This window comes from Flavobacterium sp. A45, from assembly GCF_002001005.1.
Lineage (GTDB): Bacteria > Bacteroidota > Bacteroidia > Flavobacteriales > Flavobacteriaceae > Flavobacterium.
Window position 1 is genome coordinate 76,464 of record NZ_MUNX01000093.1, and the last position, 22,524, is coordinate 98,987.

Below are 22,524 nucleotides of genomic sequence, written 5' to 3' on the forward strand. Positions count from 1 at the left end.
CTAAGTTTTATTTGCAGTTAATTTTCTATTGTATTTTCTGTGTTTGTTTTTTTTCTGTTTCCGTATAAGTATAGGGAATGATTGGTGATTTCGATATCAAAAATTTCTTCGATTGTTTTTTTGATGGTTTGAATTCGTGGGTCACAAAATTCAATTACTTCACCAGTATCGGTCATGATGATATGATCGTGCTGTTTGTCGAAATAGGACTTCTCGTAGTGTGCTTGATTTTGCCCAAACTGATGTTTACGAACTAATGCACAATCCAATAATAATTCGATTGTATTGTAAAGGGTGGCTCTACTGACACGGTAGTTTTTGTTTTTCATTTTGAGGTATAGATTTTCTATATCAAAATGTTCTTCACTTTCGTATATTTCCTGAAGGATAGCATAACGTTCGGGTGTTTTGCGGTGTCCTTTGTTTTCAAGATACATTGTAAAAACGTTTTTTACAATCTCCTGATTTTTGTTGTTGTCTGTAGAAATGAGTGTCATATCATGCAAAGATAAATTATTATTTTAAAAGTATAAAAAAATAGGGTTTTAATTCTAAGCAGTTTACTTTATTTTTTTGTTGTTTAAGTTGGTTTTTTTGGACTTTTTCTGATGAAAATTTAGGCTCTTGTTTTTGCGTGAGGGATAGGAGCAAGCTACCAAAGTAGCGCGTATAGCCCGACAGTATCCCGATAAAAGGGCGTGTACCCGCAAAAAGAATAGCCCTTTTTGTCGGGATGGTGTCACGCCCAAATGATTTTTGAAGCTTTTGTTTTTGTTGACGATTAAACAATTTTAATCTTTAAAGTTAGTTTTTATACACTCGTGTCACTTTGTCGATTCCGTCTATTTTTTTGATGTTGTCCATTAATTTTTTCAGAATGGTGATGTTGGGTACAATTACGGATACTTGGCCTTTAAAAATACCGGCTTCACCGTTGAGTGAAATACTTTGAATGTTGACATTCATGTTGTTTGAAATCACTTTTGTCAATTCGTTTGTAAGTCCCAAAGTGTCCATTCCCATGATGTTGATGGTGGCTTTGAAGTCTTGCTGAGTGGAATCGATCCATTTGGCCTGCATAATTCGGTATGCATAATTGGACTGTAGGGAAATGGCGTTTGGACAGTCTTTTTTATGGATTTTGATACCGTCATTTATGGTTACAAAACCAAAAACTTCGTCTCCAGGTATGGGATTGCAACAACTGGATAATTTGTAATCGAGTTTGTCGTGTGTTTTTCCAAAAACGAGCATGTCGTAATTGCTGCTGATGACTTGTTTGTGAATGTCCTCGTCGGCAGTGCTATGGGAACGTTTGATTTTGTTTTTGAAAAAGTTTATTAAAGTGTTGCTTTTTTGGGCAGCATAATCTTTTAATTGTTGGTTGTCAATGGAACCTACACCGACTCTGTAAAACAAATCCAAACTTGTTTTTAGTCTAAAAAAATTAACTAGCTCGTTGATGCTTTGCTCGTTTAATGTGACTTTTAGATGCTTTAATTTACGGGTAAGGAGTTCTTTTCCGTCTTCGGCAATTTTTTTGGTGTTCTCGTTGAGGACATTTCTAATTTTGTTTTTTGCTCTTGAAGTGGTTACATAATCTAGCCAGTTGATGGTTGGTTTTTGGTTGGGAGAGGTGATGATTTCTACCTGATCGCCACTTTTTAGTTCATAATTTAAGGGGACTAATTTTCCGTTGACTCTTGTTCCTCTTGTTTTTATTCCAATTTCGGAGTGGATGCTAAAAGCAAAGTCCAGTGAAGTAGCGCCTTTTGGGAGGGATTTAATTTCTCCTTTTGGGGTAAAAATATAAATCTCTTTGGAATACAAATTCATTTTGAAATCTTCCACAAAATCGACTGCACTCGCTTCTGAGTTTTCAAGAGCTTCTTTCAAAAGGTTTAACCAGACGTCGAGACCATTTTCTTCGGAGGCTCCGTTTTTGTATTTGTAATGTGCTGCATAACCTTTTTCGGCAATTTCATCCATACGTTCGCTTCGAACCTGTACTTCTACCCAGCGGCCTTTTGGTCCCATCACGGTAATGTGCAATGCTTCGTAACCAGTTGATTTTGGTGAGGAAATCCAGTCACGTAAACGACTTGGACTGGGTCTGTAGTGGTCTGTTACGATCGAATAAATTTTCCAAGCTAAGAATTTTTCATCGTGTGGATTTGATTTATAGACGATACGCAAGGCAAATTTGTCGTAGACTTCGTCAAAAGTCACATTTTGGGCCAGCATTTTTCTGTTGATGGAATAAATAGACTTTGGTCGGCCTTTGATGATGTAATCTACATTTTCATCGTCTAATGCTTTTTTGAGTACTTCGGAAATGTCTTTGATGTATAAATCTTGTTCTTCCTTGGTTTCTCTTATTTTGCTGACGATGGAGTTGTATCTTTCTGGTTCAGTATATTTTAATCCTAAATCCTCCAGTTTGTTTTTGATTTTATAAAGTCCTAAACGATGCGCCAATGGGGCGTAAATGTATAAGGTTTCGGACGCCAGTTTGACCTGTTTGTGGTCTTCCATCGAGTCCATAGTCAGCATATTATGCAATCTGTCGGCTATTTTTATCAGGATTACCCGAACATCATCATTGAGGGTCAAAAGCATTCTACGGAAATTCTCTGCCTGCATCGATACGTTAAGGTCTTTTTGTACCAATGATATTTTGGTTAATCCTTCAACCAGCTGGGCAATTTTGGGATTAAACATTTTTTCAATGTCTTTGACGGTGATTGGTGTGTCTTCAACAACGTCGTGCATTAAGGCTGCGGCAATGGAAGTTGCTCCCAAACCAATGTCCGAAGCTACAATTTTGGCCACCGCAATAGGGTGAAAGATATAGGCTTCACCAGATTTGCGACGTTGGTCTTTATGGGCATCAACAGCCACATCAAAAGCCTTGCGTATCAGTTTTTTATCCTCTGCGGTTAATGTTTGGTAACTGATGCGTAATAGCTCCTTATATTCTTGAGCAATTGCTTTGTTTTCTTTTTCTGTATCGATTTCTATCATAACGGCATGGTTCAATTCCTAAAAATAAGAATTTTTAAGGAGATGTGCAAGGGCGAGAAGGGGATTTTAGACTGTAGACTGCAGATTTCAGATTTCAGAATTTTTGCACTTCTGCTATCTGAAATCTGTCATCTAAAGGATTCTCTTAAAATCCAAATCCTGAAAGTCATAACTAAAGTCGGTCAACTCAGAAATAGGTTTCATTTTGATTCCAACTGCTTTTCCGGTTGCATCAAATTCAAAAAACAAATGAGCATCTGCATGGAAATAAGCATTGTTCCATTTTACAACCAAGTTTTTGTCTTTATAAAGAAATAATTCTCCTGAAAGTTGTGGAGATCGTTTTGATGCAAAATATAATTTCCCTTTCTTTTCGCTAATCACAATTTCGCCAAACCAATTGTCTTTGTAAGTTCCAACATAATTGTTGAAATCAATTTTGATATTGTCCTTTTTGTTTTTGGCTACCAATGCCCAAACTTCATCAGTCACTTTATCTGCCGATTCTTCGGTGGCTTTTACTCGATTACTGTAAATCGTCACATAATCATCCGATTTAATTCCCAGATAGCTGTCTTTTATGGTATTTGTTATCGCATTAAAAGCAGCACCTGATTGCTGATTAGTCAATACTATAATTCCTAAATTTAGTTCAGGAATTAAGGTTGTCTGAGTCACGATTCCTTCTAAACCTCCTGTGTGGGTTACTTGCTTGTATCCTTTTACATCACTTAAAAACCAACCCAATCCATAAGAACTAAAATGAGTATTATAAGGAGGCCTTGTCTTTGCAGGAATTATTGTTTGTGGAGTCCACATTTCGTTATGCTCTTTCTCGGAAAATAATTGTTTGTTTTTAGAGCCGTATTTTCCGTTATTCAATTGCATGATTGCCCATTTGCTTAAATCGTTCACACTTGAGTAGATACCAGCAGCCGGGTCAAATAATTGATTTTTATATCTCGAAATTACTTTTAGTTTTCCGTCAATAGGAACGTGAGGTGCTATAACATTGCTAGTGTCTTTCAAACGGACAAATGAAGCTGCACTGTTATTCATTTCCAATGGTTTCATGATTTTGCTTTCAATAAAATCACACCAACTCATACCGCTTACTTTGTGAACTACTTCTCCAGCAACGATGTATAATAAATTATCATAATCATATTGTGTTCTAAAAGCAGAAACCGGTTTTAAATACTGTAAATTTTGTGTGATATCCTGCGCCGTAAAATTGCTTCCATCAGGCCAAATCATTAAATCTCCTGCGCCAAGTCCTAGTCCGCTTCTGTGAGTCAATAAGTCTCGAATCGTAAATTCATTTGTTACATAATCATTGTACATTTTGAAATTCGGTAAATAAGTAATGACTTTGTCATCCCATTTTAGTTTGCCTTCGTCTATTAAAATAGCCAAAGCTGCACTTGTAAAAGCTTTACTGTTGGAAGCAATTCCAAAAAGTGAATTTGCATCTACTTTTTCTTTTGTTAGAATAGATTTTACTCCGTAACCTTTTGCAAGCACCACTTTCCCATCTTTTACAACTGCTACTGCAATTCCGGGAACATTAAAGGCAGTTAAAGTTCGATTAACAACATTGTCCACTTCTTGTTCAGTAATTTGGGAAAAAGAAGGAATGCTAAACGCAAGAAGTATTAAAAGTGAAAGACTAATTTTTTTCATATTTTCATGTAATTAAATTCGAAATCTATTCTCTATTTTCTGCAGTCTAAAATCTAAAACCCTCTCTGTCTTTTGGCTTCAAATATTAAAATCGCCGCAGCTACAGATACGTTCATACTGTCAATTTCGCCCTGCATTGGGATGATAATATTTTGAGTCGCAGCATCTCGCCATTCCTGTGTCAGTCCGGTGGCTTCTGTACCTACAACCAAAGCTGTTGGCGAAGTGTAATCTTGGGTATGATAGGAAGTAGAGTTTTGCAGAGTGGCACAATAAAAATTAATGTTTCGTTCTTTCAAAAAAGAAATAATCTCAGTAGTGGTACCTGTTGCAATCTGATTAGTAAACAAGCAACCTACGCTCGACCGCACCACATTAGGGTTGTATAAATCACTTTTTGGGTTGGCAATAATCACCGCATCAAGTTTTGCTGCATCGGCGGTACGTAATAAAGCGCCAATGTTTCCTGGTTTTTCGGGAGCTTCGGCAATAATAATCAGTGGATTTTCGGATAATTTTAAATCGGATAGTTGTGTCGATTTGGCTTTGGCTATAGCCAAAACACCTTCGGTAGTATCTCTGTAAGCGAGCTTTTGATAGACAGCTGCCGTGATTTCTATCAGTTCAGCATTATTTGATAATTTACGGGCTTCCGTCTCCGAACAAACTTCGGATAAAAACAAAATCGTTTCTATTTCATATCTTCCTTTTAAGGCAAGTGAAATTTCGCGTTTTCCTTCAATCAGGAATGTTCCCGATTGTTTACGTGCTTTTGCTTTTTCCTGCAATAGTACTAAGGATTTAATAAACGGATTTTGGATGGAAGTGATTTGTTTCAAGTCAAAAAGATAATAAGTTACTAAGTCGCTAAGGTACTACCATTTTTTAAATTCTTAAAATAATCAATAGTAAGTCCTTTTTTATTTAATTTTGAAAACCTAACAGCAATCTGCAATCTAAATTCTATAATCTAAATGTTTCACCTACTCGATATCATCGGAACCATGGCATTTGCAATGTCAGGTGCGTTAACCGCTATGAGCAAAAAATTGGATCCTTTTGGTGTTTTTATTATTGCATTTGTAACCGCAGTAGGAGGCGGAACGCTACGTGATGTCATGATTGGTCGCACTCCGGTGGGCTGGATGCAGGATTTGACCTATGTTTATGTTATTATCTTAGGCTTTGGTTTAACAATATTATTTCGAAAAAGATTAGATAAATTCCGAACTTCACTGGCGTTATTTGACACCATCGGATTGGGTGTTTTTACTTTAATCGGAATCCAAAAAGGAATCGATTACCATCTTCATCCTACTATTTGTATCGCTTTAGGGACAATGACAGCTTGTTTCGGCGGAGTAACTCGAGATATTTTATGCACCGAAATTCCCGTGATTTTCCGTAGAGAAATCTATGCTACAATATGTATTCTAGGTGGAATCGTATTTTTTATCCTCCGAAAAATGAATTTAGAGGATGATATTTTATATCTCATTACCTCATTGGTGATCATCGCAGTTCGCCTAATGGCTGTAAAATACAAGTGGCATCTTTCTCCTATAGAGCATAAAAAATAAGATAGTTTTTTTATTCTTACTATTTAAGTTTTTCGCAATTCGTATTTAGAATATTCCCCCAATTGTGTACTTTTCCAGTCCTTAATACTCAATTGTGAAAAACTACAACGTAAAACGATATCAAGAAAGTGATTATGCCAATTGGAATGCTTTTATAAGCCAAGCCAAGAACGCTACTTTTCTCTTTCATCGTGATTTTATGGAATACCACAAAGACCGATTCGAGGATTATTCTTTGATGGTTTATAAAGATGAGAAGTTGGTTGCTGTTTTACCAGCCAATAGAGTAGAGGATGTTGTTTATTCCCATCAAGGCTTGACTTATGGAAGTTTAGTTTATAATGAAAAAGTAAAGCTGGTCTCCGTTATTGAATTTTTTAATGCGATTTTGTTTTATTTGAAAGAAAATAACATTCAGAAATTGCAGTTAAAATTAATTCCGTCTATTTATCATCAAAAGCCAGCCGAAGAATTAAATTATGCCCTTTTTTTGACAAAAGCCCAATTAATAAGAAGAGAGACACTTTCTGTGATTGATTTGACTAAACCATTTTTGATCGCAAGCGGAAGGAAAGAAGGAGTGAAAAAAGGTATTGTAAATAGTTTAGAAATTAGAGAAGTAAGTGATTTTGATGATTTTTGGAATATTATATTAATTCCAAATTTAGAAAGGAAATATCAAACAAAACCAGTTCATAGTTTGCAAGAGATTACTAATTTAAAAATGAAGTTTCCCGAAAATATTCGACAATTTAATGTGTATTACAAAGACGAAATTGTAGCCGGAGCAACATTGTTTGAAAGTGAAAATGTAATTCATTCTCAGTATATTTCTGCTGATGAAAATAAAAATACAATAGGGAGTTTAGATTTCTTATATCATCATTTAATAACAGAAGTTTTTAAGGAAAAGAAATTTTTTGATTTTGGAACTTCCAATGCAAAGCAAGGTAAAGTGATTAATAAAGGATTATCTTTTTGGAAAGAAAGTTTCGGTGCAAGTACTATTGTTCATGACTTTTATGAAGTGGAAACTTCGAATTATAATTTATTAGATGCGGTTTTAAAATGATAAAATTCTTAGACCTAAAAAAAATAAACGAACCTTACGAAACTGCTTTTCAAGAGAAATTGAAATCGGTTTTGTCTAGTGGTTGGTATATTTTAGGCAAGGAAGTTCAGGAGTTTGAAAACAATTTTGCACAATATTGTGGTGTCAATCACTGTGTAGGAGTTGGGAATGGTTTGGATGCGCTAACCTTAATTTTTAAAGGATATATTCAATTAGGGAAACTGCAAAAAGGAGACGAAGTTATTGTGCCTGCGAATACCTATATCGCGAGTATTCTTGCTATTCTTCAAGCTGATTTAGTACCTGTTTTAGTGGAACCAAAGTTGGAAACTTACAATATTAATCCCGAATTAATTTCAGAAAAAATCTCTCCAAAAACTAAAGCGATTCTCGCAGTGCATCTTTACGGTCAATTGGCCGATATGGATCCTATAAATGAAATAGCCACTCGAAATAATTTGATTGTAGTGGAAGATGCAGCCCAATCAGCAGGGATTATAAGTAATCTAAAATCAAATGCAGCAGCATATAGTTTTTATCCAACAAAAAACCTTGGAGCGTTAGGTGATGGAGGTGCTGTGGTAACGAATGATGCCGAGTTCGCCAAAACGATTCGGTCCCTTCGTAATTACGGTTCGGAAACAAAATATCAGAATGATTTTATAGGTGTCAACTCTAGATTGGATGAGTTGCAAGCTGCATTTTTGAACCTAAAATTACCCAATTTAAATGCTGATAATGAAAACCGAAGGGTTATTGCTAAACGTTATTTAAGTGAAATACAGAACGATAAAATTATCTTGCCCTTTTGGGATTTAAGCGACAATCATGTTTTCCATCTGTTCGTTATTCGAACCAAAAACAGAAATGATTTGCAAAACTATTTAGCAGAAAATAATATCGAAACGGTAATTCATTATCCGATTCCACCACATAAGCAAAAAGCTTTTGAATCTTGGAATGATTTGTCTTTCCCCATAACCGAAAAAATACACAAAGAAGTACTGAGTTTGCCTATGAGTCCAGTTATGACAATGGATGAGGTTAGTTATGTGATTTCAATTTTAAATAAATATTGAAATAGTGACCGAAAGCAAATCTTCATACCTGCAAATTGTAAAAGCAACCTCTATTTTTGGCGGGATGCAATTTTTAAATATTATTATTTCAATTGTTAGAACAAAACTTATTGCAATTTTTATAGGCCCGGCAGGAATGGGAATTGTTTCGTTGTTGAATTCGGCACTGAATATGGTTAGTGGTATTACGGGTTTAGGGATTGAAACCAGCGCTATAAAACACATTTCAGAACAGTATAATTCAGCCGATTTAAATTCGGCTTCTCCAATAATTGCAATAGTTAAAAAAATAGCTTTTGTAACGGGAATTTTTGGAACGCTGATTGTTGCCTTATTTTCAAGTTGGTTGAGTAAACTCACTTTTGGCAATTCAAATTACACATATTTCTTCGTTTACCTGTCAATAACCTTGTTGTTTAAACAGTTGTCTGTTGGGCAAATAGTTGTTTTTCAAGGATTTCGCAAGTTAAAAATATTGGCCAAAGCTAATTTTTATGGAAATTTGATTGGATTGTTGTTCAGTATTCCCTTGTATTACTTTTATCGAATTGATGCCATCGTTCCTGCAATTTTGGTAACTTCTGTTGTTTCTTTCTTGGTGTCTTTTTATTATTCGAGAAAAATTAAAATTGAAAAAAGTACTATTTCAAATTCTGAATTATTCGGTGAAGGAAAAAGCATAATCAAACTCGGATTAATGCTGACATTAAGTGGATTACTGACATTATTAGCATCTTATATCATTCAGATTTATGTTGGAAAAACTGGAGGATTAAAAGAAGTGGGATTTTATAATGCGGGTTTTACATTACTGAATTCGTATGTCGGAATTGTTTTTACAGTAATGAGTACCGATTATTTTCCAAAATTATCCTCAATTTGCAACGATAATAAAAAAATCAGGGTAAGTGTGATAGAGCAATCCTATATGTCTATATTTATAATTACTCCAATTATAATCCTATTTTTAACGTTTGTTCCGCTTATCATAAAGGTTTTATACACTTCAGAATTTATTTCGATTATTCCAATGGTTTGTTTTGGAATACTGGCGATGTTGTTTCGGGCTGTTTCATGGTCAATGGGCTTTATATTGATAGCCAAAGGAGATTCGAAAATGTTTGTCAAAACTGCTTTTGGATTTAATTTTTTGTCCGTGATTTTAAATATATTAGGGTATTCTTTTTATGGTTTAGAAGGACTTGGCTTTAGTTTTTTGATTTATTATTTTATACATTTAGTCGCTATAAAAATAATTACAAAGAAGAGGTATGATTTCTACTTTGATGTTGAATTTTATCGAGCTTATATGATTTGCATAGTGATGTGCGTTGCCACTTTTTTTATACGATACATTCCAAATCCATTTTTAAAATACAGTTTGATGACGATGATGGTAGTTTTATCTTTAGGTTTTGTTCTGCATCATTTGAATGAAAAAATAGGCTTGAAATTTTTATTTAATTCGATAAGTAAGAGAAAAAATGATTAAAGAGTTGGTGAAGAAAATGTATCGAAAACTACGATCGGTATATCATAAATTAAAATTTTATTATTCTGTAAATTGGACAAAAACGTTTTATTTTAATTTTAAAAAATTTCCTTTTCAAACAGCCAAAAAGCTTCCTGTCTTTTTTTATGGGAAAGTTCATTTTCAAAGTATTCAAGGTGAAATCATAATAAACGGACCGATTAAAACAGCAATGATTGGATTTGGACAACAATTTGAAATAGAAATTAAGTCTAGAGGAATTGCGCAACTTTCACTTTATGGGAAGCTAACATTTAATGGATATGCACATATGGGGAAAGATGTTATTTTGTATATCGGCCAAAATGCAGACTGTGAGTTTGGGTATATGACTTGTTTGGGGTCTAGTGTTAAGGTTATTTGTACTCATAAACTTTTTATTGGGGATTGGTCTAGAATAGGGCATGAATCGCAAATAATGGACACCAATTTTCATCCTATGATAAACACACTGACAGGTGAACAATATCCGCAACAAGGTTCAATTCATATCGGTAGTTATAATTCATTTTCTAATAGAATTTCGATAATGCCGAATACTAAAACCCCTGATTATTGTGTTGTTGCCTCAAATTCTTTGTGCAATAAAGATTATACAAGTTTTGGAAGTAATATTTTATTAGGAGGAATTCCGGCCAAACTCTTGAAAAATAATTATAGCCGTGATTGGGAAAATGAGAAAGAGCCTTTAATGAAATATTTAATTGTTCAGTTTTAGGATTAAATCAATAATTAAAGTTTAAAAAACTTTCGTTTAACCAACAAAACCCGCAATCCTAAAAGTTTAAAAAACAAACCAAAATCATTGATTTTTAACGTGTGAATAATTTCATTATGTATTCTTTTTTGAATAGCTAAATCTTCGGCTCTAGTTCGGTTTAATGCGATTGCTTTTTTTAGAATTAAGTAAGTGGAATGATTTATTTTCTTTGCTCGGCTATCCTTTTTTTTGAAGAAGTCACTTCCTAAAGAATTTGTAACTATTCTTTTTTGAACTAGAGGTTCATCTATAAAGTCAAACTCATATTGGCGGGAAGCCCGAATCCAAAAATCTAAATCTTCATAAGCCAGTGTTTCATCATAACCTTGTAAACGGTCGAATACGGTTTTCTTAATCATTGCAGATACGGAACAAATACTATTACCTCCAGAAAGAACCGATTCATAAATGTCTCCTGTAATTCTGTTTTCGATTACCTTTTTTTGCGTATTTACCGGAAAATAATAAGAGTCGAACGTGCCATTTTCTGAAATTAATTTAACATTGCCATAAACAACACCGAGGTTTTTGTAGCCGCTTTTTTTGAAAGCATCGATTTGTAACGTCACACAATTGGGTAATAGCAAATCATCGGCTGCCAAGTCAATTACATATTCCCCTTTGGCCAGTTTTAGGGCTTTGTTAAAGGATTTGGTATTTCCTAAATTGGTTTTATTGGCGATAAACTGAATTTGAGGATTTTTTTCGAGCCAATTTGTAATTACTTTTTTTGAATTATCAGTGCTGGAATCATCAACAATAATAAGTTCAATAGAAGGATATGATTGATTAATAACAGAATTTAAACTCTCAACTACGTAGGCTCCGTGGTTGTAGCACAAACAAATAATAGTAACGAGAGGATTGTTCTGCATTATTTTTTAAAATAGTTATATTTGAGACGAAAATAACAAAACGAAAATGATATTGCCCCACAAAAAATATAAAATTGCATTAATCGGTTATCGATTAAGTGGGGGCGGTAGTGATAAAGTGATGGCCAATTTATCTGTTTTTTTTGCAAAAAATAATATTGATGTTCATATTATTATTGTTTTGGATGAGGTCTCTTATCCTTATTCCGGAAAACTGGTTAATTTAGGTTTATTGAAGAATAAAGCTAATGGATTATTCAATAAGATTAAACGACTGATTTCGTTGCGGAAGTATCTAAATGATAGCGATTTTGATTTTATTATAGATTTTCGTTTTCGAACCAAAGTCATTCAAGAATTAATTTTAGCCAGATTTATTTATAATACTAAAACAATTTTTACAGTCCATAGCTTTTTGATAGACCATTATATGCCAAATAATTCTTGGTTAACCCGATTAATGTACAATCATTGTTATGCCAATGTCGCAATAACGAAGCAAATGGAAGAATTGATTGTAGAAAAGCATCAGTTGAATAGTATGGTTACAATTTCAAATCCAGTTAATTTAGAGGAGATTTATCAAAAGTGTGATGAACCAATTACTATTGATTTTGAATACATAATTGCAATTGGGCAATATGAAAACAATATAAAACAGTTTGACAAATTGATTTTGAGTTATGCCAATTCTGTTTTAATGGATAAACAAATTCACCTTGTGATAGTAGGAGAAGGCGATAGTAAAGAATTGAAGAAAGTAGCAAAAGAGTGTAATGCAATTGATTTTGTGCATTTTTTAGGATACCAAAATAATCCTTTCAAATATTTAAAAAATGCTCGATTTTTAGTTTTGAGCAGTAAAAATGAAGGAATGCCAAATGTAATTTTAGAGTCATTGGCTTGTGGAACTCCAGTTGTTTCATTTGATTGTCCTTGTGGTCCAGGAGAAATTATCAGTAATTTAAAAAACGGAATTCTTGTTGAAAATCAAAACTTGGAAAAACTTACAGAAGGAATGAATGGAATGGTTGAGGATGAAAAAATATATCAATATTGTAAGCAAAATGCAAAAGAAAGTGTAACTCCATTTTTATTGGATACAATAGGGAAGCAATGGTTGGATTTAATGCAAATTAATACGATTTAAAATGGAAATGATAAACGAGATTCAATTATTAAAAATACCTGTCGTTGAAGATGTAAGAGGGAATTTAGGAATTATTCAAAGTGATTTTTTACCCTTTGAATTCAAACGTGTTTATTATCTTTTTGATGTGCCAAGCACTGCTTTTAGAGGTGGACATGCTCATATCGATCAGCAGGAAGTTCTAATTGCTTTAAGCGGTAGTTTTGAAGTAACCGTAAATGACGGAATTGAAAAAAAACGTTATTTGTTAAACAAACCGAATGTTGGGTTGCTTATTCCCACAGGTATTTGGCGTGAATTGGAGAATTTTTCTTCGGGTGCTGTTTGTTTGGTTTTGGCTTCTGATGATTTTTTGGAAGAAGATTATATAAGAGATTTTGATGAATTCTTGAGTACCAAAAAATGAAATTATTTTATATAGTTCCCAAACTAAATAATGAAGGTGGAGTCGCTAGAGTTCTATCGTTAAAGCTGAATTACCTTGTCGAAAAGTTTGGTTATGAAGTTCATATTCTTACTCAAAATCAAGGAAATTTTCCATTGTTCTATTCTTTCCATGAAAAGATTGTTTTCCATGATATGACTCTGAACGGATCGATTTTTAATTTTTTTAGTTCTTTTCGTAAGTCTTTAAAAAGCAAAATAGAAAGCATTCAGCCAGATGTAATTATTGTTTGTGATAATGGATTGAAAGCCTATACAATTCCTTTTATTCTGTCAGATGCAATTCCGATTGTTTTTGAATGTCACGGTTCAAAATATATTGAAGAAAAACAATTGAAATCGGATTCTATTTCAAAATTCAAAAGCTCACTTAAATATAAATTCAAAGATTTTGGAGCAAATAAGTTCTCGAAATTAGTTGCTTTGTCCAATGAAAGTTTGAAAGAATGGAATGTAGAAAATGGTTTGGTTATTTCTAATCCGTCTTGGATTAAAAACATTATTGTCAACGATTTAAAAACCAAAAAAGTAATAGCTGTTGCTCGAAATTCGTATGAAAAAGGACTAGATAGATTATTGGTGATTTGGCAGAAAGTGATTGTGAAATACCCAGATTGGACTTTAGATATTTATGGGGAATCGGTGACAAATTTGAAACAAGCAGTTCTTGAGTTGGGAATTGAGTCTAATATGAATTTAAACGCACCCGTAAAAAACATTTCAGAAAAATACTTGACTTCATCTGTGTATGTTATGACTTCTCGTTCTGAAGGATTTCCGATGGTGTTGCTTGAGGCGATGGCTTCTGGTTTGCCTTGTGTCGCCTATGATTGCCCGACAGGACCAAGAGCTATTATTGAAGAAGGAGAGAATGGTTTTTTGATTGAAGATGGAAATGTAGATTCATTTGTTCAAAAACTGGAATTGCTTATTGAAGATGAAAATTTGAGAATAAAAATGGGTAAAAATGCTCAAGAGAGTGTGCAGAAATATGATTTGGACAGTATAATGCAACAATGGAAATTACTTTTTGAAACCTTGGTAAGCAAATAATTGTTTGGATTGAATTTTACAATAATATCCCAATTTGTAAAGATCAAAAAGGAAAAGTGAAGGTTTTTCGGAAAGTAAATTAGAAATTATCTTTGATTCTGTTTTGTTGAAAATGGTAGCCGTTATTGCAACGAGTTTTAGTGTTTTTAAAACAACATAAGCGGAATTGATTTTACTTTCGATATCAGGAAATTTTCCATAATTGATAATATAAACAAGATTCTCAATCGCTGTTTTTGTTTTTTCTAAAAAAAGAATAGAAGTTTCTAAATTCAAATGATAGGTTGGATTATCAATATGAAAAATTTTAATGTTTTTGGTTTTTAACACAGATAAAAAGCATAAATCTTCATAACCATATTTTGTAATGGTTGTGTCAAAAGGATATTGTGAGATGATTTCTTTTTTAATTAATAAATTAGAAGTCAGTGCATTGTTGTTTGGGTTTTTATTCCTGCTTTCAAGTGAAAGTGATTCTCTGATATTTCCATAAACCCAACGTAAAAGTTGTTCTTTGCCAGGCTGTTTTTTCTCATATTGAATACCTCCAAACACAACCGAAGCTGTTGGAATTACTGTACAATATTTTTGAATAAAATTATTCTGGACTGGAAAAGTATCGCAATCCATTATGAGCAATAAACTGTATTTTGATTGTTTTACTAATGAATTAATGTTCTCGCCTCTTCCGAGGTTGTAATTATTAATAGAAAAGGAACAGTTATTTAAGGAGTTTATTTTTTGGTTTTCCGTATTCCACTTTGAATCCGAAGCATCATCTTGACACAAAATTTCAAATTCAATTTCACAATCCAAACATTGCTTATGTAATTCTAAAACAAGCGGAAATGTATTGTAATTGTAAGCAGGAATAAGAATCGATAACATTACACCGTTCTTTGTACCACTTCAAAAATGGTTGCGTCCTCACATTTTAAGGTTTTGTATGGGTATTTCATCAATAAGGCATAATCGTGAGTAGCCATAATGACTGTTTTCCCATTAGCATTGATTTTTCTTAAAACTTCAAGAACTTCGATGCTGGTTTGCGGGTCAAGATTTCCTGTTGGCTCATCGGCAAGGATAAATTCAGGGTCGTTCAATAACGCTCTTGCGATAGCGATTCTTTGTTGCTCACCGCCAGAAAGTTGGTGTGGCATTTGATTGGCAAAATTTTTCATATTTACCTTGTCAAGTACCTCATTGATTTTCTCATCCATTCCGTCTTTATCAATCCATCCAGTAGCTTTCAAAACAAAAAGCATGTTGTCTTTTACGGAACGATCCGGAAGTAGTTTGAAATCTTGAAAAACAATACCGATTTTTCTTCTTAAAAACGGAATGTCATCTTCTTTTATAGCAGCCAAATCAAATTCAACAATTTTGCCTTCTCCTTCGGTTAAGGGTAAATCCGCATACAATGTTTTTAATAAACTACTCTTTCCAGATCCTGTTTTCCCAATGATGTATATAAATTCGCCGTGGTTGACTTCCAGATTAACATCAGATAAAATGATTTTTCCTTCTTGGTATATATTTACTTTTTTTAAAGACAGTACAGATTGTGACATAATGGAATTTGTTTATTGGGTAAAAGTAAAAAGATAAAATCCAAATACAAAAGTAAAAGGTGAAAATAAAACGCAAAAGGCAAAAAGCAAATTACAAAAGGCAAAATTTTAAAAAAAAAGAAATTTCAATTCATTAGTTTAGTTGTCCCTTCAAGAGACAAGGGTTGTGGGTAAGGTTTTATGTTTAAAAGTAATTCATAATAAAAGCCGTCAGCCTTTCGTTATAGAAACAGATTAAATATATTTGAACATTAAATAAAAACAACAATGTGTAAACTTCCCAGGCTTTTTTTATTTCTTTTTATTGTTCAAATTTCGTCCCTTTATTCGCAAGAATCGACCATTTATACTTACCCGTTAAAAGATTTTGATAAAGCGATTTCTTTATATGAAGACAAACAATATACGTCAGCACAAATCATTTTTAAACAAGTTCAAAAAACAGCTACGACCGAAGGGTTAAAGTCAGACTGTGCTTATTATATTGCCAATTGTGCCATTCATACCGACCAGGATAATGCCGAGGAGCTTATCAATGGTTTCGTGGAAGATTACCCTTCAAGCCGTAAGCAAAATCAAGCTTTTATTGATGTTGCCTATTACTATTTTGACCATAGAGAATATAAAGAATCCTTATTGTGGTTTAATAGGGTAGATGAAAGTGTTCTAAAAGATAGTGAACGCAACAAGTATAATTTCCAAAAAGGATATGCTTATTTTGATTCCAAAAAAACAAAAGAAGCCCAAAAATATTTTAGTAAAGTTGCCAATACTGATGAATACGGAACTCAAAGCAAATATTATATGGGGTTTATGGCCTACGAATCGGATGATTATGTAGAAGCCAATAAACAATTTGACCAAGTTTCCGGTAATGAAAAGTACTCTGAGAAATTATCGTATTACAAATCGGATATGAGTTTCAAATCTGGGGATTTCCAAAAAGCCATCGATTTAGGAATCAAAGCAATGCCGAATTCCACTCCCGAAGAAAAATCAGAATTGAATAAAATTATTGGTGAAAGCTATTTTAATCTAAAACAATACGACAAAGCAATTCCTTATTTGGTTGGGTATAAAGGAAAAAAAGGGAAGTGGAATAATACCGATTTCTATCAATTAGGCTATGCTTATTATGTTCAAAAGGATTATGAAAATGCGATTTCGCAATTCAATAAAATCATTGATGGAAACGATTTCATAGCTCAGAATGGGTATTATCATTTGGGAGAAAGTTATTTGGAATCAGGCAAAAAACAACAGGCTTTGAATGCTTTCAAGAATGCTTCCGAGATGAATTTTAATTTGAAACTTCAAGAAGATGCCAGTTTCAATTATGCCAAATTGAGTTATGAAATTGGGAATTCGTACCAAAGTGTTCCTGAAGTTTTATTGGGATTTATCAATAAATATCCAACGAATCCAAATAATGATGTTATTGAAAAATTGTTGATCGATTCTTATATTTCATCCAAAAACTACAAAGAAGCATTGGTTTTATTAGAAAAAAATAAAACTCCAGAAAATAGAATTGCCTATCAAAAAGTCGTTTTTTATAGAGGATTGGAATTATATACCGAAGGGAATTATTCAGAATCTTTGTCGATGTTTGAAAAAGCAATTAAGGAACAAAAAGATCCTGCGATTACTGCCCGAGCTTCTTTTTGGAAAGCCGAGTCACAATATAATTTGGAAGATTACAAAGAAGCTTTGTTGAGTTATCAGCAGTTTTCGGATTTGGCAAAAGCCAAAGAAACAGTTGAATATAAAAGCATCAATTATAATATTGCTTACGCTAATTTTAAGTTGAAAGAGTATGACGCTGCGGGAAATTCTTTTCAAAGTCAAATAGATAATAATAAAGCAGATAAGTTTCGTTTGAATGATTCCTATTTGCGTCTTGCCGACTGCCGATTCGTGACTACCAAATATCAATCAGCTCTTGATGCTTATCTTAAGGTAATAGAATCCAAAAGTGTAGATGCTGATTATGCCTATTTTCAAAAAGCACTTTGCTACGGATTTCTTTCAAAAAACAGTAAAAAGCTAGAAGAACTAAATGCATTTTTGACATTGTATCCAAAATCAGATTACCAAGATGATGCTTTGTTTGAATTAGGAAATACATACGTGGCTGATAACAAACAGGATTTAGCGATAAAAGCCTATGATAAATTGGTGACAACTCTAAAAAGTAGTTCGTATACCTCAAGAGCTATTTTGCGTCAAGGATTGATCTACTATAATTCGGATCGCGATGATTTGGCTTTAGCCAAATTTAAAAAAGTGGCTTCCGATTTTCCCAAAACTCCCGAAGCTTATGAAGCGGTTTCTACAGCTCGATTAATTTATGTGGATAACGGAAAAGTGGATGAATACGCCACTTGGGTAAGAACATTAGATTTTGTGGCCGTTACTGATTTGGAATTAGATAATGACACTTTTGAGGCCGCCGAAAAACAGTTGGGGCAGGGTAACAATAAACAGGCCATTTCGGGATACAGTAGTTATGTTTCAAAATTCCCAAATGGAGTTCATATCCTGAAAGCTAATTTTCAATTGGCGCAATTGCTTTATGAAGAAGGTTCGGAAAGTAAATCGGTTCTTAATTATGAGTATGTAATAAGCCAGCCTCGTTGTGAATATACGGAGCAGTCTTTGGTTCGATTGGCACAGATATTTTTGAAAGATAAAAATTGCGACAAAGGAATTCCAGTTTTGGTTCGAATAGAAAATGAAGCCGATTTTTCGCAGAATAAGACTTTTGCGCAAGCGAATTTGATGAAATGTTATTACGAAACAAAGGATTATCCAAATTCGGTGGTTTATGCGGATAAAGTTTTGGCTAATCCAAAAGCCGAGGAAAACGTAAAGAGTGATGCCCAAATCATCGTTGCCCGTTCTGCGATGCAATCTGGAGACGAAGCCAAAGCCAAAGTCGCTTACGCAAAATTATTAACGGTAAGCAAAGGAGAACTCGCTGCCGAAGCGTTGTATTATGATGCCTATTTTAAAAACAAAGACGGAAAATTCGAGATTTCGAATACTGCTATTCAAAAATTAGCCAAAAATTATTCAAGTTACCGCTATTTTGGTGCCAAAGGTTTGGTGCTAATGGCAAAGAATTATTATGGTTTGAAAGACAGTTATCAAGCGACCTATGTTTTGGAAAATGTAATCGAAAACTTCACCGATTATTCGGATGTAGTTGAAGAAGCTAAAACAGAATTGAACAGAATAAAAATAGAAGAAGCCAAAACGAATTCATCAATAACTAAATAAAAAAGCAAAATGAAATTACCTTTTTATATAGTAGATGTTTTTGCAGAGGAAAAGTATGCCGGAAATCAACTGGCAGTTTTTTTGGATGCTGATGGACTAAATAAGGACGAGATGCAGAAAATTGCACGTGAAATTAACTTTGCTGAAAGCACTTTTATTACTGACATTCACCCCGAAAATAATAGTGCATCAATTCGAATTTTTACCGCAGAACACGAAATGCAGTTTGCAGGCCATCCAATAATCGGGACTTCGTGGGTATTGATGAATAAAATAGTTGAAAGCCAACCTCGGAATTTTAAATTATCGGTTCCAGTTGGTGAAATTCCAATTCAGCAATCGGGAGATTTAGTTTGGTTGCAGGCAGCTCAACCTCAATTTTGGGACGTTTTCGCAAAGGAAGATTTTTTGTCTTTCAGTAATTTAAGTGCTGCTGATTTTGATGATATATTTCCGATTCAGGAAGTGACCACAGGAAGTGCGTTTGTAATTGTTCCGCTTAAAAGTAAAAAAGCGCTGGAAGATTTAAATCTCGAATTGCTTAAAATGAAAGAATGGTTGCAGGCTCATTGTAGAACAAATCATAGATCATTGTATTTCTATTGTTTTGATAAAGGGAAACTTTACAGCAGAATGTTATGCATTGAACACAATCAGATTATCGAAGATGCGGCCACCGGAAGTGCGAGTACCTGTTTGCAGGCTTTTCTTCTGAAATACCATTCACCAGAAATTAAAATAGTCAATCATCAAGGGGATTTTATCAATCGACCTTCGAGAATTTATTTTGACGGTGAGTTGTCAGGAGATTATTTTGACATCAAAATAGGAGGGAAGACACAATTCATTGCAAAAGGTGAATGGGAAGTCTAAAGGAGAAGGCAAAAAATAGAAAACAGAGATAGAAAAAAAAGTAAAGATGATAATCAAAAACATAAAAGCATTCATAAATAAACAATCAATGTTCTCAATTGTGGGGAGGGTTACGATGGGGGTTTTTCTCTTACTTTTTTCACAATTATCTTTTGCGCAAGACAAAAAAGACAAAAAGGATAATATTGGGACAGAGGTGGTAAATGTTGTTAAGCCATATACGCCAACAATTTCCGATGCTTTCAAGGTAAAAGAAGTTCCTGTAATTACAAATGAAGAAAATGCTAAAAAAGAGAGTGTGAAATATTCTATTTTGCCTTTTCCTGTGGCTTCTACTTTTTCTCCTTCCAAAGGAAATGCACAAGGAGTTGAGAAAGCAAAGCAAGAGCGTTTGTTTAAAAACTATGCAACATTTGGCATTGGTAATTATGGTGCTTTGAATACGGAATTGTATGTGAATGAGGATCTAAATAATAATGAATATATAGGAGGGATGTTTCGCCATAATTCTTCACAGGGAGGTATAAAAGAGATTACACTGGACGACTTCTATTATGACACTAAAATCGATTTGATTTACGGGTCAAATGAAGAGGAAATGGCTTGGGATTTAAAGCTAGGTTATCAAAATCAAATTTATAATTGGTATGGATTGCCAGCCGCTTTTGGGAATACATTGACACTTCCACAAAGTATGGCTTTGGTTAATGGTATTGATCCGCAACAATCTTACAATACAATTACAGCTGGAGGTTCACTGGTTTTTGAAGAAGCCTTGGTGAAAGATGTTAAACTTGAACTTACTCACTTTTCCGATGCATATAGTTCAGCTGAGAATCGATTTTTACTAGCGCCAACTTTTAAGTTTGATGTTTTGGATGAAGAAATAAAGACAAAAGTTTTTGTCGATTATGTTGATGGTAGTTTTAAAAAAGATTATTCAGGAACCAATACGGCAGATATTAAATATGGCTTTACAAATTTAGGGATTGTGCCGAGTTTTGTAATGAAAAGAGACGATTGGACAATCGATATTGGAGCAGGTTTGGTTTATAGTATGGGCAAGGATAACACGAGCAACAAGTTCTATGTCTATCCATCTGTTACAGCTTCATATAATGTAGTGAGTGATTTGATGATATTTTATGCTAGTGCTATTGGTAACTTGCAGCAAAATACCTATAAAGATTTTGTTGATGGAAATCCATTTGTTTCACCGACATTAAATATTAAACCAACCAATGAATTGTATGATATATCTGCGGGATTGAAAGGGAAATTAGCAAGTACAGTTAGTTATGACATAAAAGCATCTTATGTATATGACGAAAACAAAGCGTTATTCAAAAGCAATGATTATACAGAAAGCGATACAAATGCCAATTACGCTTTCGGAAATTCATTTCAGGTAATTTATGACGATATGAAAATCATGCGTCTTTATGGAGAAATTAAAGCCGATTTAGCCAAAGGTATTACTGTAGAAGTCGATGGAACTTTTAATAGTTATTCAAATAAATATCAGGAAGAAGCTTGGAATTTGCCAGAGATTGAATTGAATTCCAAACTTGATTTTATGGTTACCGAGAAATGGTTTGCTGGTGTAAATTTATTTTATGTAGGCGAACTCAAAGACCAACAATTAAATACCGATATTGTTTATGTTACTGCTCCTGGACCAATCACTCTAGATGGTTATTTTGATTTGAATGCCAATATTCGATTCAAATACAGTGAAAGGTTTACTACATTTTTAAAAGCAAACAACATTATGAATAACGGATATCAAAAATGGTTGAATTATCCAGTTCAAGGTTTCCAAGTAATGGTGGGAGGAAATTATAAATTCGATTTTTAAGAGAAATTTTGCTCATAAAAAAAGCTTCTTTGATAAAAAGAAGCTTTTTTTATGGTTTTAAAAATAGAATTTATTCTGTAAAAGGTACAGCTACACGTACTTTATCCCAACCTAAGTTTAGAATAATACCAGTATCCCCTTTAGTGAAAACCATTGAGAAAGCTTCGAGAGCTTCATCACCTTCTGTTACTGGAACTTTCAAACGAGCCACATCATTCGCTTCTTTGTAGGTAGAACTTCCAGAAACGTTTATGTCTTTATTAATAATTATAGTATAAGAATCTTTTTCTGGAATAGTGAATAAAGAGTAAGAACCCGCTTTAATTGTGGTTTTACCTAATTTTACATCCTTGTAAAAAGTAATTTCAGGAGCTTCATTAGCACCCGTTCTCCAAAGCTTTCCTGCTGGAGTCAATTCACTCAAAGCACGACCTTTAAGTTGTGGTCTTCCGTAAATAATTCTTGCAGTTTTGTTAGCATCTTTGTAATCGTTAGGATAAGCAGCTATATCCATTGGACTTTTATCTAAACCAGGAAATTTTTGCGCATTTGCGTTAGATGTACAAACCATCATCATTCCAAATGCCATAGTTGCAATAATCGAAGTTTTTTTCATAATAGTTATTAAATTAATTAAGAAGTTAAAAATATAGATTGTAATGCAAAAATTATATAATAGCGTGTTAAAT

At 33.6% G+C, this 22,524-nt stretch carries 20 protein-coding genes; 11 read left to right on the forward strand and 9 right to left on the reverse strand.

The window, feature by feature from the left end; genetic code table 11:
• Positions 1-17: 17 nt before the first annotated feature.
• The 5 genes from B0E44_RS11970 to B0E44_RS11990 all read right to left on the reverse strand — a co-directional run bounded on the left by B0E44_RS11970 (position 18) and on the right by B0E44_RS11990 (position 5,546).
• Complete coding sequence (locus B0E44_RS11970) at positions 18-497, reverse strand: Fur family transcriptional regulator (protein ID WP_077375240.1); 480 nt, start codon at positions 495-497, stop codon at positions 18-20.
• 19 nt (positions 498-516) lie between these two features.
• Positions 517-789 carry a hypothetical protein gene (locus B0E44_RS11975; protein WP_077375243.1) on the reverse strand — a complete coding sequence of 91 codons (273 nt, stop codon included), beginning with the start codon at positions 787-789 and terminating at the stop codon, positions 517-519.
• 15 nt (positions 790-804) lie between these two features.
• Positions 805-3,024 carry a bifunctional (p)ppGpp synthetase/guanosine-3',5'-bis(diphosphate) 3'-pyrophosphohydrolase gene (locus B0E44_RS11980; protein ID WP_077375246.1) on the reverse strand — a complete coding sequence of 740 codons (2,220 nt, stop codon included), beginning with the start codon at positions 3,022-3,024 and terminating at the stop codon, positions 805-807.
• Positions 3,025-3,156: 132 nt separating this feature from the next.
• Positions 3,157-4,707, reverse strand: a complete 1,551-nt coding sequence (locus B0E44_RS11985) for a serine hydrolase (protein ID WP_077375249.1) — start codon at positions 4,705-4,707, stop codon at positions 3,157-3,159.
• Between the two features lie 53 nt (positions 4,708-4,760).
• Entirely contained in the window at positions 4,761-5,546 is a 786-nt protein-coding gene (locus B0E44_RS11990) for an RNA methyltransferase (protein WP_077375252.1), read from the reverse strand.
• A gap of 135 nt (positions 5,547-5,681) precedes the next feature.
• Between B0E44_RS11990 and B0E44_RS11995 the strand changes: the two genes are divergently transcribed.
• The 5 genes from B0E44_RS11995 (at position 5,682) to B0E44_RS12015 (ending at position 10,687) form a co-directional block, all read left to right on the forward strand.
• The gene (locus B0E44_RS11995) at positions 5,682-6,287 is read left to right on the forward strand and encodes a trimeric intracellular cation channel family protein (protein WP_077375255.1); all 606 of its coding nucleotides are present in this window, start codon (positions 5,682-5,684) and stop codon (positions 6,285-6,287) included.
• 94 nt (positions 6,288-6,381) lie between these two features.
• A complete protein-coding gene (locus B0E44_RS12000; RefSeq protein WP_077375275.1) occupies positions 6,382-7,359 on the forward strand; it encodes a GNAT family N-acetyltransferase in 978 nt (325 codons plus the stop codon).
• Positions 7,356-8,438 carry a DegT/DnrJ/EryC1/StrS aminotransferase family protein gene (locus B0E44_RS12005; RefSeq protein WP_077375278.1) on the forward strand — a complete coding sequence of 361 codons (1,083 nt, stop codon included), beginning with the start codon at positions 7,356-7,358 and terminating at the stop codon, positions 8,436-8,438. Before B0E44_RS12000 ends, B0E44_RS12005 begins: the two co-directional genes overlap by 4 nt.
• 4 nt (positions 8,439-8,442) lie before the next feature.
• Complete coding sequence (locus B0E44_RS12010) at positions 8,443-9,930, forward strand: oligosaccharide flippase family protein (protein WP_077375281.1); 1,488 nt, start codon at positions 8,443-8,445, stop codon at positions 9,928-9,930.
• Complete coding sequence (locus B0E44_RS12015; RefSeq protein WP_254423291.1) at positions 9,923-10,687, forward strand: transferase; 765 nt, start codon at positions 9,923-9,925, stop codon at positions 10,685-10,687. The genes B0E44_RS12010 and B0E44_RS12015 overlap by 8 nt, the downstream gene beginning before the upstream one ends.
• 14 nt (positions 10,688-10,701) lie before the next feature.
• Here the strand turns inward: B0E44_RS12015 and B0E44_RS12020 are convergent, their stop codons facing one another.
• Positions 10,702-11,604 (reverse strand): glycosyltransferase, encoded by a 903-nt coding sequence (locus B0E44_RS12020; RefSeq protein ID WP_077375284.1) that lies wholly within the window; start codon positions 11,602-11,604, stop codon positions 10,702-10,704.
• A 52-nt stretch (positions 11,605-11,656) separates the two neighbouring features.
• Between B0E44_RS12020 and B0E44_RS12025 the strand changes: the two genes are divergently transcribed.
• The 3 genes from B0E44_RS12025 to B0E44_RS12035 are packed head-to-tail and all read left to right on the forward strand — an operon-like array spanning position 11,657 to position 14,251.
• Complete coding sequence (locus B0E44_RS12025; RefSeq protein WP_165688794.1) at positions 11,657-12,754, forward strand: glycosyltransferase; 1,098 nt, start codon at positions 11,657-11,659, stop codon at positions 12,752-12,754.
• Between the two features lies 1 nt (position 12,755).
• The gene (locus B0E44_RS12030) at positions 12,756-13,160 is read left to right on the forward strand and encodes an FdtA/QdtA family cupin domain-containing protein (RefSeq protein WP_077375290.1); all 405 of its coding nucleotides are present in this window, start codon (positions 12,756-12,758) and stop codon (positions 13,158-13,160) included.
• The gene (locus B0E44_RS12035; protein WP_077375293.1) at positions 13,157-14,251 is read left to right on the forward strand and encodes a glycosyltransferase family 4 protein; all 1,095 of its coding nucleotides are present in this window, start codon (positions 13,157-13,159) and stop codon (positions 14,249-14,251) included. Before B0E44_RS12030 ends, B0E44_RS12035 begins: the two co-directional genes overlap by 4 nt.
• Here the strand turns inward: B0E44_RS12035 and B0E44_RS12040 are convergent.
• Both B0E44_RS12040 and B0E44_RS12045 read right to left on the reverse strand, forming a co-directional pair.
• A complete protein-coding gene (locus tag B0E44_RS12040; RefSeq protein ID WP_077375296.1) occupies positions 14,222-15,139 on the reverse strand; it encodes a glycosyltransferase family A protein in 918 nt (305 codons plus the stop codon). The two genes, B0E44_RS12035 and B0E44_RS12040, sit on opposite strands and share 30 nt — an antisense overlap.
• Positions 15,139-15,822 (reverse strand): cell division ATP-binding protein FtsE, encoded by a 684-nt coding sequence (locus tag B0E44_RS12045; protein WP_077375299.1) that lies wholly within the window; start codon positions 15,820-15,822, stop codon positions 15,139-15,141. The genes B0E44_RS12040 and B0E44_RS12045 overlap by 1 nt, the downstream gene beginning before the upstream one ends.
• Positions 15,823-16,089: 267 nt before the next feature.
• Here B0E44_RS12045 and B0E44_RS12050 point away from each other — a divergent pair, with 267 nt between their 5' ends.
• Genes B0E44_RS12050 through B0E44_RS12060 form a run of 3 tightly spaced genes read left to right on the forward strand, consistent with a single transcriptional unit; the run spans position 16,090 to position 21,835 of the window.
• Complete coding sequence (locus B0E44_RS12050) at positions 16,090-19,104, forward strand: tetratricopeptide repeat protein (protein ID WP_077375302.1); 3,015 nt, start codon at positions 16,090-16,092, stop codon at positions 19,102-19,104.
• A 9-nt stretch (positions 19,105-19,113) separates the two neighbouring features.
• Positions 19,114-19,977 carry a PhzF family phenazine biosynthesis protein gene (locus tag B0E44_RS12055; RefSeq protein WP_077375305.1) on the forward strand — a complete coding sequence of 288 codons (864 nt, stop codon included), beginning with the start codon at positions 19,114-19,116 and terminating at the stop codon, positions 19,975-19,977.
• 46 nt (positions 19,978-20,023) lie between these two features.
• Positions 20,024-21,835: a TonB-dependent receptor gene (locus B0E44_RS12060; protein ID WP_254423292.1), complete on the forward strand. Its 1,812-nt coding sequence runs from the start codon at positions 20,024-20,026 to the stop codon at positions 21,833-21,835.
• Between the two features lie 70 nt (positions 21,836-21,905).
• Here B0E44_RS12060 and B0E44_RS12065 read toward each other — a convergent pair whose 3' ends face one another.
• Positions 21,906-22,451, reverse strand: coding sequence for a DUF2911 domain-containing protein (locus tag B0E44_RS12065; protein WP_077375308.1), 546 nt, complete (start codon positions 22,449-22,451; stop codon positions 21,906-21,908).
• Positions 22,452-22,524: the final 73 nt, after the last annotated feature.